This is a genomic window from Gilliamella sp. X-23 (assembly GCF_057063545.1).
In genome coordinates, this window is the sequence record NZ_JBXSQG010000004.1 from 80,057 (window position 1) to 94,860 (window position 14,804).

The window sequence follows — 14,804 nt, forward strand, 5'->3', positions numbered from 1 at the left end:
GTATCTTCGTTATTAATGGTTAACTATCTAAAATGGCTTTGGTTGTTACCAACATTGCTAATAATTACATAGTCATAAAGGGAACATTTTACACATTTATCGCTGCCAAGCATAGCGTTATCGAGAAGTTTGCACTCATTTCTGAATAATATTTTGTGCAATACGTTCAACTGTAGCCCGCGGTAAATTGCCAATGACGATAATATTTTTGTGGCCTAAGTTAGTTGAATAAATAGTTTGTCCGCCTTGTTGAATGATTTGGTTTGATTGCTTCGCTTGTTCTGACGAGATATTGACTGTAAACGAAAATACACCATCTGAATACAATTTGGTGGCAATATCAGAGCTATAAAAATTCAAATTATAGGCAGCTATTTCTTTAAAGCCTTGTGGTAACCAAGCTAGTCGCCATTGGTCGAGCAAATTACTTTGTTTTTCGATCGATAGTAAAATGGGGTAAGTTCGGCCGTTTATATAACTAATAATCTGTTTTTTATCAAATTTATCATCAAGCTGAATGACTTTTAGTTGGCTAATGATATCGTTATTTTGATCTAATAAATCAACCCTAATTGGTAAATAAGTTTCATCATCAATCCAAATCACATAGCTATAACGATCTTTTTCTTTCGCAACAATTTTGACCAGTTGTGCACTGCGATTCGCGGTTCTTGCTTTTCCTAATATAATAAAGTCGTAAATATCTTTTAGATCATTAAAATTATTATAAATAACATCAGGGAAAACCTCGATAATACGGGAACTTGTAATCGAAAACGATGGGCTGTCTGGTTGAAAATAGCTAGTTATGCCTTTATGCAGGATGATCTCTTTGTCTGGACCTTCAAGATAACGTAGACATGCGTTAACAGCATCTTTGCTTGTAGCACCTAAATGGCTATATTCAAATGTGGTTGCATACTGATCTTTATCTTGAGATAAGAAGTGAATGCGGTAATCTTGCGTTTGCGCAGCATGATTCATTTTGTTTAATAGCGCTAAGGCATCGTTTGTGTCATCTGCATAAATCGACGCTGAAAAAAACGCAAAAAACAGAGTGAAAATAATGTTTCCACTCTGTTTTATACAATGTAGCAAGAAATTATAATGAAGTAATTTCATTTTGAATTAACGGGCATTAAGTCTTTTTTGTAATTCATAATCTTGTACAAGCAATCTGATTTTGTCGTATTGTCTTTTTTCAAGTAGTTGTTGATCATTTTGTGGATGAATCCCACCCACAGGCGCAACATTAACACCCACAGGAATGGTGTTTAATGTAGGACTTCCATTGGTATTATCCGGTTGGCTTTGCTGATATTGTACACCAGCAATAATGCCAAGCGTTACACACGCCGCAAGTCCAACTTGACTTGCTTTAGCAAAAAAGTCTTTAATGTGAATCCAAATTAGATTTTCAGCTTTTGGTAATGTGGTTGTTTTGGTATTAGGCTGATCAGGGAGTTGATTGTATAAATCTTCGCTTGCAATAGCTTGAGCGATTTGATTAGAAAGATCCAACGTCAATACACTACTATGCAACTCACCTCGCATTGTGTCTCTTACAATATGGTAACGGTGCCAGCATGATTGCAAACTTTCATTTTGTGATACTTCATCAATAATATGATCGTTTGCGAACTCACCATCCATAAGTAATGAAAGTTGTTCTTTCTGCTCTGTTTGCGTAGTAAATTGCATAGTAAATACCTTAAATGTATGACTACTCTTTATTAGTTTGTAACCATTAACTGAGTAATGGTTTTATTTTTTCATCTATTGCATCACGTGCTCTAAAGATCCGCGATCGCACTGTCCCAACAGGTGTATCCATAATTTCAGCGATTTCTTCGTAACTTAAACCGTCAATTTCCCGCAAAGTAATTGCTGTTTTTAAATCATCAGGTAGCGCTTCAATCGTTGCAAATACGGTTTTTTTTACTTCTTCTGAAAGAGCTAGATTTTCGGGGTTATCAAAATCCCTTAATGAATCCGCACCTTCGTAACTTTCAGCTTCGCTAGCATCAATATCTGATGACGGCGGCCTTCGCCCTTGAGAGGTTAAAAAATTTTTTGCCGTATTAACCGCAATTCGATACAACCATGTATAAAAAACACTTTCACCTTTAAAAAGACTTAACGACCGATAAGCCTTAATAAAAGTCTCTTGTACAACATCGGGGACTTCGGACGCTAATACATAACGAGAAACCAAATGAGCTAATTTGTTTTGATAACGAACCACAAGTAAATTAAATGCGTTTTTATCTCCGTTAAGAACGCGATCAACTAATACTTGGTCTGTTACTTGCTCCCCCATTAAAGGCCATTCCTTATTATGTTAATAACTGTCTATCGGCCCATATTTGTGCACTCTAACAGTTAGATTCTTAAATTGAAAAAAAGTTCCCATTATTTTAATAGAAATTTAATTATTTTACTTATTAATTGTAAATTTTTATTCTTTTTATACTAAAACGGATCGTTTCCTGAAACTTTTAGACATAATCCTGTCTAACTAAGATCGTTTTCGATCATTTAATTAAGTGGGATGATATCTCGTTCACCACAGTCATTATAAGTGATTTGATAAAATTGAGGTAGATTAAAATTAACTGAGCTGCTAGTCGTAAAAGTAAAACGATCGTCTGATAGGGCATAAAATTCGTTGATATCTTTAACCATGTTATCTTTTGATCCGTTGCAATTACGGTAAATTTCGACTTGGTTGTGTTCGTTTAGGATATAAAGATCAAAACCTGAATCGGTATCTTCAAAAAAGAATTGAATGATCCCTCTGTAAGCAACGCTGTCGACTTCTATCGGTAGTTCATTGGTTTCATCTAAAATGTTCAGTGGTCTGCCTTGTACTTTATTATTTGATACCGCTCCATAAAAATCGATCGCATTTTCAAATTGATGGCTGGAAACACCTAGCCGTTCAAAAAATAGGTACCAAGAAGAACCCCCTATTCTTAATGGTTTGACTTGAGTTGAGTTATTTTGAGTCGTAGTTAAACGTAGATCAATACATTCATCCATGAGCTTTTTCATTTGCTGTTTGATTTCGCCGCTTAAATATTCACTATAACAAAAAATTTCGATTGAATTGGGCAAGTCTGCATCTTTGTGCATGCGATTTAATAATGCCTTAATGGCTTCGAGCATGGATAATTCACCACTAAAATGGAGTACGCGAATTTCATTCCAAGAATTGCGATAAAGAAGATCAATTGATCCCACCAAACTTAGCTCGTCTTTGCTGTAATTAAGTACGCTATTGCTAACCCCATCGTCTAAGTCAATATTAACTGTAGGATCATCTTCTATATTTAAAATAATAGCTAAGTGACGAATTTCGCAAGGACCATATAACTGTGCTTCAGTTGCTGCAGGCACATCAATAGGAAAGTAATTTTTTAGATCCTCGATCAATTTATTAATTTTTGAGTTATTTCGATTTTCACCATCACGATAATAAAAGTGAGTAGTATCCGCAATTAATCCGTTAAAATAACACCATCCCACCAATTTCACTAGGTATTTGCTGTATTCCAAATATTGATGACCAATGATTGATTGCATTATCGGTTTTTGATTATAAACATACCATCCAGCTCGATTGATACGATCTTCTGCCACATGAATAAACGTTAATGCATCTTCTTGCAAATTATCTGATATGTTGAGCTTTAAAGTGGTGATCTTACCCGGTAATACTTCAAAAGCGGCATAGAGCTTGCGCGTTAAGATCGCAAGATCTTGAGGGCTAATCAATGAGTCTAAATTATTACGACGACCAAAATTAAGTAAATTTCGATAGCCTGTCATCATGGTGTGTAACAAGATTTCATGTATTTCTCGTACTTGTCCTATATTCCAAGTTTGACAGGCATCTAATTTTGTAATTTGTTGCTCATTCCATCCCCAATCGTTTACTAAATTAGTCAAAATAGTACGACGCCATGACGGTGATTGCATTGGAATGGACAGTTTTTCATTCACTTTTAAATAAAAGCAGTTACGGATTAACTCAAGCCGCTGAAAATCATTAATTTCAATGAGATATTTACTAATTCTGTCTAACAGCATGTAATACGAATCTAGATACATGCCTTTATGTATTTCACCGTTTTGAATAAGTTCTCTCATTTGATAAGCAACTGGTTTATTTTGTGGGTAAATCCATGAATACGCTTCTAATAGCAGGGTTTTAAGAACTGCTTTAAAAGGTGAATCGATACTTTTATAAAGTTGCCATAAACTTGCGCCAAAATACTCTTCAGCCGATAAGCCGGTTAGCGGGCCAAAATCAATCCATTGTTCTCGTTCAATTAACTTAAGATCAACCATTGCGTTAACGCACTCTTCATAAGTTGGATAAGTGACGTTATTTACAGTGAAATTATAAGGTACCGCAAACCACAATAAAAATTTACCCGCTAATAAATTTGCTGAACGGTAAAACTCTTCAAGCAACAATATATGCTGTGCAGATCCGCAATTTTCTCCCATTAGACATTCATGATGCTTATTGATAAAACGATCAGCATCAACCACAAATAACGTTAATTTGACTTGCAAATTAGCTGCCCAGTTTTCGATTAAACGACATTTTTTCTGTAAGGCTTCTTTTTGTTGCTCTGTTAAGCTGTTTTCAATACATATCCAAATATCAAGATCTGATTGGATCGATTGCCCAATAGAACAGGTGCTACCCATCGAATATAAAGCAGATATTGTTGGAAGCGTAGAGGTTAGAGTTTCATTTTTGGTTGCAATAAAATTGAATTTACTTTTAAGTAGTTTATTCACATCATCGGATAATTGATAACAAGCAATGCCTGAAGGTATGTTACCCTCCATATATCCTGGTAACTCAGGAGTATGATAATGAAAAAGAGCTGGAAGTAACAAAAATACCTGTCGAAATTCATCAGGCATGCCACATAGAGCTCGCTCTCGTTTTAAATCGGCAAGATCTTCAAGTTCTTTTTTTATGTTATTGATATAATATTGCATGGCTTCAATTAGGTAAAACACGCGTATTAAATTAACGCATTTAGTAAATCTAGCATGTTATTGATGCAAGGTAAATAGGGCTAAAATTTAAACACTGAGTAAAGTTAATTATTATGATCACAATTGAAAATATAGTTAAACAGATTAAAAAACAAGAAAACGCTAAATCTGCTGATAACAAAGCTGCGGTGTTATTACCTATCGTGGATATTGATCATCAACTGCATATTTTATTTCAAGTTAGATCGAAAAAATTAAGATGGCAACCGGGGGATATCTGCTTTCCTGGTGGACGTGTTGAATTAACTGACATCACCCCCGAATACACAGCTAAACGTGAAACGGTTGAAGAATTAGGTATAGCCTTTGATCGAATAAAGATTTTAGGACAATTACCCAAATTTATTGCCACATTAGGCATGATTATTTATCCATTTGTAGGCACAATAAACTCACTAGATAATTTACAACTAAACCATGACGAGGTTGAACAGATTTTTACCGTTCCTGTTGAGTGGTTTATTCATCATCCACCAGAGCATGCAACAATGTTGGTAGGACATAAACCTGCCAATGATTTCCCTTTTGATATCATTGCTAATCGTTCACCAAATTGGCAAAAAAGATCAGAACATACCGTCTATTTTTATCGGTATCATAATTGGGTTATTTGGGGATTAACCGCACAAATCCTTAAGCGATTCATCGAAACCATTTGCGAATAATATTATCAACCCAATAATTCAAAAAAGCTTGCCAATAGGCTTAATTGGCACAAAATTAACATTTTTTTTAAATAATTTATTTTAAGCAATTTGTGCTAGACCTTTGCTATTTTGTTAAAAGAGCTTGAGGATTATTGCTGAACGTCTTATAAAGATAGTTAGTTGTTTTACTTTTTATTTCTACTAAAACAACAATATGTCTTAACGCTTTTAACAAGTAGACAAGGACAAAACATTCAGGAGCTCCACAAGTTCGAATACTCTCGAAGCAATACCATTACAAATCTATTAATTAAATAAGCGTTAAACAGTGATTTTCTATTTTAATAATTCAAAATGAAGGATTCAATCATGAAACGTTTTACCAAAACCTCTATTGCTTTAGCCATATTTTTATCTTTACCTGTTGCTAATCTTTACGCAGCTCAACCACTAACAGCAAAAGAAAGTCGTCACTTAGTACCATTAAAAGAAATCTCAGTGACAGGAAGTTATTTACAAGCCAATAACGCCGCTAATGATATTTCGCGCGCTGCCGATGAAGCAGGTGCTAAATATTACTATATTACAGCAATGGAAAACCCTGCTAATGGAACCTCGTCAGATCGTGCTATTGTTTATGCCAACATTTATAGCTCTAATGCACCAATCGCCGTGGAACAAAATACAACTACTTATAATGGTGTTGTTTCCTATAGCCGTTCAAAAGCGCTTTACTATGTACCATTTGAAGTTGCAAAATTGAAAGGCAATTACAATAACACGTCTGAAATTACTGAAGCTGCAAGTAAATTAGCCGCTGAAAAAAATGCCTATGCGTTTTATATCGATTCTATTTTATCTGCTGATAGTCAAAATCAAGCACAAGATATTGACGTTGCCTTATACAAAAAAGACGCACCTGTTAGGGATTATATCGTCGCAACCGCAATACAAGGTCAAGATGCTTACGAAATCAGTAGCGATGCATTTAAACGCATGACACCATACAAAACAATTAGCTTCCATGGAAGCTTCAACAATACTTCCGAAATCAGCGATGCAGCACAAAAACATGCTATTGCTAATGGTGCACATTTTTATTATGTAAAAGAAGTGTCAGCAAACTCAGCAGGCACAGCACAAACTATTTTTGTCAATTTATATAAATAAAGCATAAATAAACTCGTTCTTTACAAAAAACACCCACGCGATAACCCGTTTGCCGCGTGGGCTTTACTTTAAAAGTCAGTCAGGTAAGACATTGATTTTATTTAATTTTTTATGTTTTAAATTAAATCAAACAGTTCTGCTCAATTAAGCAAACAAAAAATATTCCTCAAATTCAATTCAACGATAGCAAATCAGTATTTTAGTTTAATTAGAAATGGTACTTAGACAGACAGCAACCGTTAAGAAGGTTATCTATGAGTGTAGATATGGCTGGGGTACCAGGATTCGAACCTGGGCATGGCGGGATCAAAACCCGCTGCCTTACCGCTTGGCTATACCCCAATGAAGGATATATGATATCTGGTACGGGTAGTGAGATTTGAACTCGCACACCTTTCGGAACTAGAATCTGAATCTAGCGCGTCTACCAATTCCGCCATACCCGTTAGGAATAATCGAAAAAGCAAATTGTAATAACAAAGATAGACTGAATAATCAGATATCAAAAATTTGAGCAGTTGGAATGGCTGGGGTACCAGGATTCGAACCTGGGCGTGGCGGGATCAAAACCCGCTGCCTTACCGCTTGGCTATACCCCAATAAAGGATAATCATCAAGATTAAATGGTGCGGGTGGAGAGACTTGAACTCACACACCTTGCGGCGCCAGAACCTAAATCTGGTGCGTCTACCAATTTCGCCACACCCGCACTGAATATTTTCGGTAAAAATACTACCTAATCTTAATGGTGGCTACGACGGGATTCGAACCTGTGACCCCATCATTATGAGTGATGTGCTCTAACCAACTGAGCTACGTAGCCATTCATTCGCAACGTCATAACCAACACTGCGAGGCGCATTATGCTTGTGTTACGCAAAATCGTCAACTATTTTTTTTAGATATTTTGAAAAAAAGTGACAATTGATTAAGATGCAATCAAATCCAGTTTAATAACGCTTCAATTCGCCTTTTTTGTAGTTCAATATGAATTTGTTTTCCCGTATAACCTTCTGCAAGAATGCGTTGTACGTTGACATGACTAGCAATGTTATAAGCTTCTTTTAGATAATTTGCTTGTGAAAATGAGGTTGCTTTAGCAAACGCTTGGCTTGCAATAATTAGTTGGTCAAGGTGTAACGGATTACGCCAAACATCTATACTATTGAGTAAAGAAACAATTTGCTCCGCAGTCAGCGTTTGCACACATTCAAGATCGTGACGATATTGCTGAACCATAACGGCAATTTTAGTGTAGTTGTTAGGTGCTTTGATTTTTTTACATAAGGCTTCAACCACTGGCTTGTTAGATAGTTGCGCACACAATACCGCAAAACGGATAGTCAAATCGTCAGTTAATAAAGCGGATCGTTTTAATGCATCAATAATATTGCTTGATAATTCTAGTGAAGGAAAGAGTAATGTAAACGCTCCGCATTGTTCCAACACTTGAAAGTAAATTTCAGGATTTGCCGCTGATAAGGCCTTTTCGGTTTCCTTCCATATGCGTTCGGCTGTTAGGTAACTCATTTCGCCAGCAAACACCATTTGTTTCATTAGTTCTAGGGTTTGTGGCGCTACTGTAAAACCGAGTTGATGAAAACGAGCAGCAAAGCGTGCCACGCGTAAAATACGTAGTGGATCTTCACGAAAAGCAGGCGAGACATGGCGCAAAACCTTTTTTTTGATATCATCAACACCATGGTAAGGATCAATGATATTGCCGTTTTCATCCATGGCAATAGCGTTAATGGTTAGGTCTCTACGAATCAGATCTTGTTCTAACGTGATTTCTTGACCAAAATCGCAAATAAATCCAGTATAGCCTTTACCCGACTTGCGTTCAGTACGAGCTAAAGCATATTCTTCTTTTGTGATTGGGTGTAAAAATACGGGGAAGTCTTTACCAACTTGTTGATACCCTAAATTCAAAAGCTCATCTGGAGTAGCACCAACAACAACCCAATCATGGTCGGCAACAGGCAGATGCAACAATCGATCACGTACACTTCCACCTACCAGATAGATTTTACTCATCTATCGCATCCAACGATCTTTTTTGCGACGTCTAGGTATTATACTTGGCAATACCAACCCTAAAATAAGTCCACCACCAGCAACAAGTCCACCATAGGTAAACCAAGTGGTAATAAGATCACGACGTTTATCATCCACTTGATTTAGCATCGATTCAATCTGTGAGCCCTGCTCTTTGACTTGCTGTTCTAAGGCTGCATTCTTATTTTGTAGTGTTTCTATTGATTTTTCAGCCAATTGTAGCTTTTCGATATAGTCGCTCACCAATTTTTGTTGATTTGCTTCGGCATTATCAACTTTGTCTTGATATTCTGCAAGTTTTGCTTCTAGTGATGGAAAGCGCTCTTTATAGCTAGGTTGCTCACTTAGTTTAGCTGTTTCAATCCAAGCTGTGTTACCATTATTAAGTTGAATGTGGGTGTACTTACCATCTGCGCTTTTTTCAAGCTCAACAACTTTTTCTCCAGCTTTAACAGCATTAGAATACGCATATTGCGCCCCTGGGCCACGACGCAAATAAATATCAACATTATCAGTTACATATTTGTCTATAGCATAAGTATCAAAAGCCATCGCAAAAAACGAAAGTAGCGCAATAATATTTTGTTTTTTCATTATATTTCCAACAATCACCCATAGATAGGTACATAATATCATAAATAAACGGCAATTCGCATCGTCATTTTATAATAAATCGTTTTAGATCCTAAAATGAAATCGGTTACAATTTCATGAGATCTTAACTATAAAATATGAAATTAATGATATTTTTTAGACATATCTAGGTCTTATTTTACACTAATGCTATGATAAATTTATGGTATAAAGTATAATCATCAATAAACTTGCTAATTGAGATAAATTGCTAGCAATTAAAAATGGTCAATTAAGTTATGATGAGATTATGAATATAGCGGACTTATTGTTAGCCAACATTGAAATTGCATCACATATTTCAATTTTCCCAAAAAGTCCTAAATCAACAAAGCAATACAGATTTTAGTTAATACGCGTTATTACTTATATATGATTACTTTCACCAAGGTATAGAAATGAAGCACTTTATTCCATATTGTTATTTAATTTTATCTATTTTCCTTTGCAGTTGCGATTCAACAACAAAGCAATTTAAAGGTTTGAATGAAGAACCTATGATAGCTCCATACTCTCGTTATATAAAAAAACAAGTGCTTAAAACAGCAGCTAATGGTGAATTAGAAAGTGTTCAAACTTATCAATACACAAAATCAGGAAATATATTATCAAGTCATGCCAAATATACTAATTCAAATGCGCTTGAAAATAGTTTTGAGTTTGATTATAAAAATAAAAAATTTAATCACTATAATCATTTATATCAAATTAATATCACTGGTGGGGACTTCATATTAGATAATAATAATTATGATTTTATTAAATTATCAGGAGTTAACGATGGTACGCTTTTCGAGAATGACTTTAAATATAACCAAATAAATACTTTTAAAGATGGCAAAATTATTCTTTCTGTTACAGAAGTTGGTAAACTAAAAACTGAAACTAAAATGCATTGGCAAGATTTTCAACTCGTAAAGTTGGAAAAACAAATTTTTAAAAATGACAAATTAAAAATTTATACCCAATTTAATTATTCATATAACTTAAAAAAACAAATAATAAAATTAGAAATGTATTCAATTTTGCCAGATAAAAAAATTGTTAGTTCGGAAACGACTTTTGATGAGTACAACAAGTATGGTGATTGGACTAAGGCCATCACATATAGAAAAAATCAAGGTTCCTCTGAAACTGAAACTGTAATAACAACAAGAGAAATCGAATATTGGTAATTGTAAAAAACAATTCAACATTCCATGATTTATTAAAAGTGTAAATATTTATACAATTAGTTAGAAAATTAAAGGAATAAAAACAGGCAACCTAGTATTGATTGCTCATTTTTAGTTATTTAATCGTGTTTTTTATACGACATTTCACCATCAAATAGCTTATCAAGTTCTTCAATAAATGCTTGTTCAGGTAGATGGTAGAAAATACCATTCTTGGGCATACCTCGCAAAAAGAGATAATAGACACCCCCAAAATGCGTTTGGTATTGATAATTTAATAAACGACTTTTTAAAAAACGATGTAATGCTAAACTATAAAGTTGATATTGCAAGTCATAGCGGTGCTCGCACATTACTTTTTCTAGTGCTTTTGGAGTATAAGAATCAACACTCTCACCTAGCCAATTTGATTTATAATCGACCACATAATATTTACCTTCAAATTCAAAGACTAAATCAATAAATCCTTTTAACATGCCTTGTACGGAGTCAAAATCTAACTCAGGGCATAATTTTGATAAACAATCATATTGTTTACATAAGCTATCTAATTGCTGGCTAGTAACAGTTTTCCGTATCGGTAGGTAAAATTGTAATTCGTTAATGCACTTCCCTTTTAGCACTTGTGACAATATTAAATTCGGCGCATGCAATTGAGTCGAAAGTATTTGTTGCATCCAGTTTGTTACTACATAACTCCATGCTAAATCTAAATTGAGTTTTTTTATCATTTTATCAGAGAGTTCATCAAGGTTATCTGACATGATATTTTCCATCATGCTATGCATCAATGTACCGACATATGCGCCTTTAGGAAAATGGTGAATATCGTATGGTAAATCGTTTGGTTCAACGTTATCAGATTCGAGTGTAGATTCATCCCAATCATTAATAATATCGGAATTATAAGCCATTACAATATGATTATTTTTTTGTAATTCTGTATAACTTGTGACTCGCCAACTGTTTGATATCTTACGTGTAAATGCGTTAGCCGATAATGATTGATTTGGTAAAATTGGAGGAAGATATTGTTTGCTCTCTATCGGCAACTGAACATCAACTAAATGAGCCATATTGGCAATTGTTCTTAACTCACCTTTTAATAAATGATTAATAGCCGATCTGTTTTTTTTCAAAGAAGCAAGCCCAATACTACAATGATAAACCGAACGCGTCATTGCAACATATAATAGTCGCAAATCTTCAGCAAGGCGTTCATCTTCTATTTGTTGCTTAATTTCATCAGTTAATAACCATGCATAGGTTGGTTGATAGTCATTATCTTTATCATGATAAAACTGGTTGTCAGACACACGATACATCGAAATAAATGGTAACCAAACAATTGGGAATTCCAGCCCCTTGGATTTATGAATGGTAATTATTTTGACAAGGTTTTCGTCACTTTCAAGCCGTTGCTGATGATTTTCTAGATCCAGATCTGGACTAACTATTTGTTTGGTCAACCAACGAATTAAGGCATGAGGACTATCTAATTCGTCAGAAGCGTCTTGAAGTAATTCACCTAAATGCATTAAGTTAGTTAATGTTCGTTCACCATCTTGGCGAGCTAAGATATTTTCAGCTAAATGACGTTTTCTCATCATTCTGCGTAACATCACTAATACACCATAGTATTGCCAAATTGCTTGATATTGTTTGAATTCTTCGACTAAGCTTTCCCACTTATCTTGGTCATCGCTGGTTTGCTCAAGCTCGGTCATCGTTTGCCCCAAGAGCGAGGTCATTAATGCTAATCTTAGTTTTGTTTCATTTTCAGGCATTAAGACGGCTTGTAATAGATTCAACACCTCTTTTGCTTCAATTGAAGAAAAGACACTACTATGATTTGATAAATAAACACTTTTAACACCACAATTGGCTAATTTTTGCTGAATAATGCTAGCTTCTCGCCCTGTACGCACTAAGATTGCAATATCAGCAGTAGTTACAGGACGTTGTTCTTTTTCATTATCAATTAATAGCGAGGAGTTAGATAACAAAGTCACAATTTGGTTGGCACAACAGCTTGCTATGAGTTCTTGATAATCATCATTTGTTACAATATCATCAGGCAATACATAAGCAGCTAATGCAGCAACTTCTTGGTTATTAATTTGTAAAGATTTTTGCTGGTTTCGTTTTGCAGCATCCATGGGTAAGAAAGGAATATCTTTAAATATAAATGGATTATCATTATTAGCAAATAATTGGTTAACAGCTTTAACCATCGAAGCAGATGAACGATGGTTTACATCCATAGTGAAATAATTTTCTCCCGTTGATTGCTTGGCTTTTAAATAAGTGAATATATCAGCGCCCCGAAAGCTATAAATCGCTTGTTTTGGATCGCCAATAAACAGCAAACCTTGTTCAGACTGTTGGTTGCCATAAATACGATTAAAAATTTGATACTGCGCAGGATCGGTATCTTGAAATTCATCAATCAAGGCAACACGGTATTTCGAAGCTATACTTTTCGCTAATCGTTCGCCTGTTTTTGCTTGTAATGCTCGGTTAAGTTGCCAAATAAGATCATCAAAGCTCATTTTTCCTTGTTTGATTTTTTCATTATAGATCCCTTTTTGAATCACACTAACAATATCCATTAAGATTTGGCTGCGTAAATTAAATGGCTGTTGATATAGGTTGTCAATTTGTTCAAAAACAAAATGACATGGCGCAACTTTTCCTTCTTTCGTTTTTTCAATTAAAACTGATTGCTTAAATTTTTCAAGTTCGCTTGGTAATTCAAACGTTAGCGTTGGATTGCTAGCCCATGTAGACACCTTATTTACCCAATTAGGCAAATATCGACTACTATAAGATTGTTTACTGATGCCCGATTGAATGATGATATCAACTAATTCATCTGTCGATGCTAACCACGACTGTTTAATATCTTCAATCTTTTGATAATTCTTTTGGTAGAATGCCTTAATTGTTACACTAATATCTGAGTTTACCTTGGTATCATCGTTAAGATTTAGGCCTAAATATGGACTAATATCTTTCAATAATGAGGTTGGATCTTGCCATGTAGCAAGTACTAAATGAGCAAGCGGTTTATCAAGTGGAGTAAAATAGTGTCGCCAAAAATCTTGTACCACTCGCAATTTTAGTTGATTCTCATCAGAAATAAGCGTTTGTTCAAATAAAACGCCAGATTCAAAGGCGTGACTAGTAAGTATTCGCTGACAAAAACTATGTATAGTATAAATTGCTGCATCATCCATTGATTGTTGAGCTACTGTAAGTTGTTGTACAGCCAACTTACGATCAACAATTAAATCAATTAATTTTTGATAAATAGGATCTTGATGTTGCCCTTTTAGCAATCCAATTCGCAATTCTTGAATATTTTGTCTTATCCGCGAGCGTAGTTCTTGAGTTGCCGCTTTGGTAAAGGTAACCACTAAAATTTCATTAACTTCTAAAGGTATTGGGTGACTATTTTGACCAATGCCAAGTAATAACCTTAAGTAAATGAAGGCAAGCGAATAAGTTTTACCTGTTCCAGCTGATGCTTCAATCAAAGTTCGACCAGTTAAAGGTAAATCAAAAAGATTAAGTTTTTTTACTCCGCTTGATGAAACCATTCAAACTTCCCTGCAGAGTTGGGCGATAAACTAATACAAGCAATTGCAGCAGTAGGAAACATAGGGGGAGAAACTTGCGGACACAGTTCATTAACTAAATAGCCCACTAAAGGCAAATGCGATACCACAATCACATTTTCAACACCATCATTTAACAACAGCGTTAACACATCGGCAACATCAGATGGACTACCACCGGGCACTAAAAACGAATGAGTTTCAACGCTTGCAACACTAACGTGTGACGATAATTCGGTTAATGTTTGTTGAGCTCGTAGGTAAGGACTAACTAAACCAAAATCAAATCGATAGTTTTGCTGTTTAAGCCATATTCCTGCTTGATTTGACTGCTCGATACCATAATTCGTTAACGTGCGACTTGAATCCGATGAAGCTGAAAATCCTGCTTCACCGTGTCTCATAATACAAACTTTCAT

General features: G+C 35.0%; 11 protein-coding genes and 5 tRNA genes. 3 read left to right on the forward strand and 13 right to left on the reverse strand.

Translation table 11 applies throughout. From position 1 onward, the window contains the following. Positions 1 to 135 precede the first annotated feature (135 nt). From ACYH9I_RS04010 to ACYH9I_RS04025, 4 genes are all read right to left on the reverse strand, one after another. Positions 136 to 1,122 (reverse strand): MucB/RseB C-terminal domain-containing protein, encoded by a 987-nt coding sequence (locus tag ACYH9I_RS04010; RefSeq protein WP_483559114.1) that lies wholly within the window; start codon positions 1,120 to 1,122, stop codon positions 136 to 138. Positions 1,123 to 1,128: 6 nt separating this feature from the next. Continuing rightward, positions 1,129 to 1,701 carry an RseA family anti-sigma factor gene (locus tag ACYH9I_RS04015; protein ID WP_483559115.1) on the reverse strand — a complete coding sequence of 191 codons (573 nt, stop codon included), beginning with the start codon at positions 1,699 to 1,701 and terminating at the stop codon, positions 1,129 to 1,131. Between the two features lie 46 nt (positions 1,702 to 1,747). After that, on the reverse strand, positions 1,748 to 2,320 hold the full coding sequence (rpoE, locus tag ACYH9I_RS04020; protein WP_483559116.1) for an RNA polymerase sigma factor RpoE: 573 nt from the start codon (positions 2,318 to 2,320) through the stop codon (positions 1,748 to 1,750). A gap of 218 nt (positions 2,321 to 2,538) precedes the next feature. Next, entirely contained in the window at positions 2,539 to 5,022 is a 2,484-nt protein-coding gene (locus ACYH9I_RS04025) for a class I adenylate cyclase (protein WP_483559117.1), read from the reverse strand. Positions 5,023 to 5,135: 113 nt separating this feature from the next. Between ACYH9I_RS04025 and ACYH9I_RS04030 the strand changes: the two genes are divergently transcribed. Both ACYH9I_RS04030 and ACYH9I_RS04035 read left to right on the forward strand, forming a co-directional pair. Beyond that, the gene (locus tag ACYH9I_RS04030; RefSeq protein ID WP_483559119.1) at positions 5,136 to 5,747 is read left to right on the forward strand and encodes an NUDIX hydrolase; all 612 of its coding nucleotides are present in this window, start codon (positions 5,136 to 5,138) and stop codon (positions 5,745 to 5,747) included. Positions 5,748 to 6,098: 351 nt separating this feature from the next. Continuing rightward, the gene (locus ACYH9I_RS04035) at positions 6,099 to 6,899 is read left to right on the forward strand and encodes a YdgH/BhsA/McbA-like domain containing protein (protein ID WP_483559120.1); all 801 of its coding nucleotides are present in this window, start codon (positions 6,099 to 6,101) and stop codon (positions 6,897 to 6,899) included. Positions 6,900 to 7,166: 267 nt separating this feature from the next. Here the strand turns inward: ACYH9I_RS04035 and ACYH9I_RS04040 are convergent. From ACYH9I_RS04040 to ACYH9I_RS04070, 7 genes are all read right to left on the reverse strand, one after another. Further along, a tRNA-Gln gene (locus ACYH9I_RS04040) sits at positions 7,167 to 7,241 on the reverse strand. Between the two features lie 19 nt (positions 7,242 to 7,260). After that, positions 7,261 to 7,345, reverse strand: a tRNA-Leu gene (locus ACYH9I_RS04045). 78 nt (positions 7,346 to 7,423) lie between these two features. Beyond that, positions 7,424 to 7,498: transfer RNA gene (locus tag ACYH9I_RS04050), tRNA-Gln, on the reverse strand. A gap of 25 nt (positions 7,499 to 7,523) precedes the next feature. Beyond that, positions 7,524 to 7,608: transfer RNA gene (locus ACYH9I_RS04055), tRNA-Leu, on the reverse strand. A gap of 37 nt (positions 7,609 to 7,645) precedes the next feature. Then, a tRNA-Met gene (locus ACYH9I_RS04060) sits at positions 7,646 to 7,722 on the reverse strand. Between the two features lie 116 nt (positions 7,723 to 7,838). Next, positions 7,839 to 8,936, reverse strand: coding sequence for a tRNA nucleotidyltransferase/poly(A) polymerase-related protein (locus tag ACYH9I_RS04065; RefSeq protein ID WP_483559122.1), 1,098 nt, complete (start codon positions 8,934 to 8,936; stop codon positions 7,839 to 7,841). Next, positions 8,937 to 9,551, reverse strand: coding sequence for a TIGR04211 family SH3 domain-containing protein (locus tag ACYH9I_RS04070; RefSeq protein ID WP_483559124.1), 615 nt, complete (start codon positions 9,549 to 9,551; stop codon positions 8,937 to 8,939). It abuts the gene before it with no gap. Between the two features lie 437 nt (positions 9,552 to 9,988). Between ACYH9I_RS04070 and ACYH9I_RS04075 the strand changes: the two genes are divergently transcribed. Beyond that, the gene (locus tag ACYH9I_RS04075; RefSeq protein ID WP_483559126.1) at positions 9,989 to 10,765 is read left to right on the forward strand and encodes a hypothetical protein; all 777 of its coding nucleotides are present in this window, start codon (positions 9,989 to 9,991) and stop codon (positions 10,763 to 10,765) included. A 119-nt stretch (positions 10,766 to 10,884) separates the two neighbouring features. On the opposite strand, the gene recB is transcribed toward ACYH9I_RS04075, so the two are convergent. Together recB and sixA are read right to left on the reverse strand one after the other, a co-directional pair. Next, positions 10,885 to 14,367, reverse strand: a complete 3,483-nt coding sequence (recB, locus tag ACYH9I_RS04080; RefSeq protein ID WP_483559128.1) for an exodeoxyribonuclease V subunit beta — start codon at positions 14,365 to 14,367, stop codon at positions 10,885 to 10,887. Continuing rightward, positions 14,346 to 14,804 (reverse strand): phosphohistidine phosphatase SixA, encoded by a 459-nt coding sequence (sixA, locus tag ACYH9I_RS04085; RefSeq protein ID WP_483559129.1) that lies wholly within the window; start codon positions 14,802 to 14,804, stop codon positions 14,346 to 14,348. Before sixA ends, recB begins: the two co-directional genes overlap by 22 nt.

Excerpts from the sequence above, each read along its gene's own strand:
- ACYH9I_RS04010 (WP_483559114.1), bottom strand. The coding sequence starts at position 1,122 with ATGAAATTACTTCATTATAATTTCTTGCTACATTGTATAAAACAGAGT.
- ACYH9I_RS04015 (WP_483559115.1), bottom strand. The coding sequence starts at position 1,701 with ATGCAATTTACTACGCAAACAGAGCAGAAAGAACAACTTTCATTACTT.
- rpoE (WP_483559116.1), bottom strand. The coding sequence starts at position 2,320 with ATGGGGGAGCAAGTAACAGACCAAGTATTAGTTGATCGCGTTCTTAAC.
- ACYH9I_RS04025 (WP_483559117.1), bottom strand. The coding sequence starts at position 5,022 with ATGCAATATTATATCAATAACATAAAAAAAGAACTTGAAGATCTTGCC.
- ACYH9I_RS04030 (WP_483559119.1), top strand. The coding sequence starts at position 5,136 with ATGATCACAATTGAAAATATAGTTAAACAGATTAAAAAACAAGAAAAC.
- ACYH9I_RS04035 (WP_483559120.1), top strand. The coding sequence starts at position 6,099 with ATGAAACGTTTTACCAAAACCTCTATTGCTTTAGCCATATTTTTATCT.
- ACYH9I_RS04065 (WP_483559122.1), bottom strand. The coding sequence starts at position 8,936 with ATGAGTAAAATCTATCTGGTAGGTGGAAGTGTACGTGATCGATTGTTG.
- ACYH9I_RS04070 (WP_483559124.1), bottom strand. The coding sequence starts at position 9,551 with ATGAAAAAACAAAATATTATTGCGCTACTTTCGTTTTTTGCGATGGCT.
- ACYH9I_RS04075 (WP_483559126.1), top strand. The coding sequence starts at position 9,989 with ATGAAGCACTTTATTCCATATTGTTATTTAATTTTATCTATTTTCCTT.
- recB (WP_483559128.1), bottom strand. The coding sequence starts at position 14,367 with ATGGTTTCATCAAGCGGAGTAAAAAAACTTAATCTTTTTGATTTACCT.
- sixA (WP_483559129.1), bottom strand. The coding sequence starts at position 14,804 with ATGAAAGTTTGTATTATGAGACACGGTGAAGCAGGATTTTCAGCTTCA.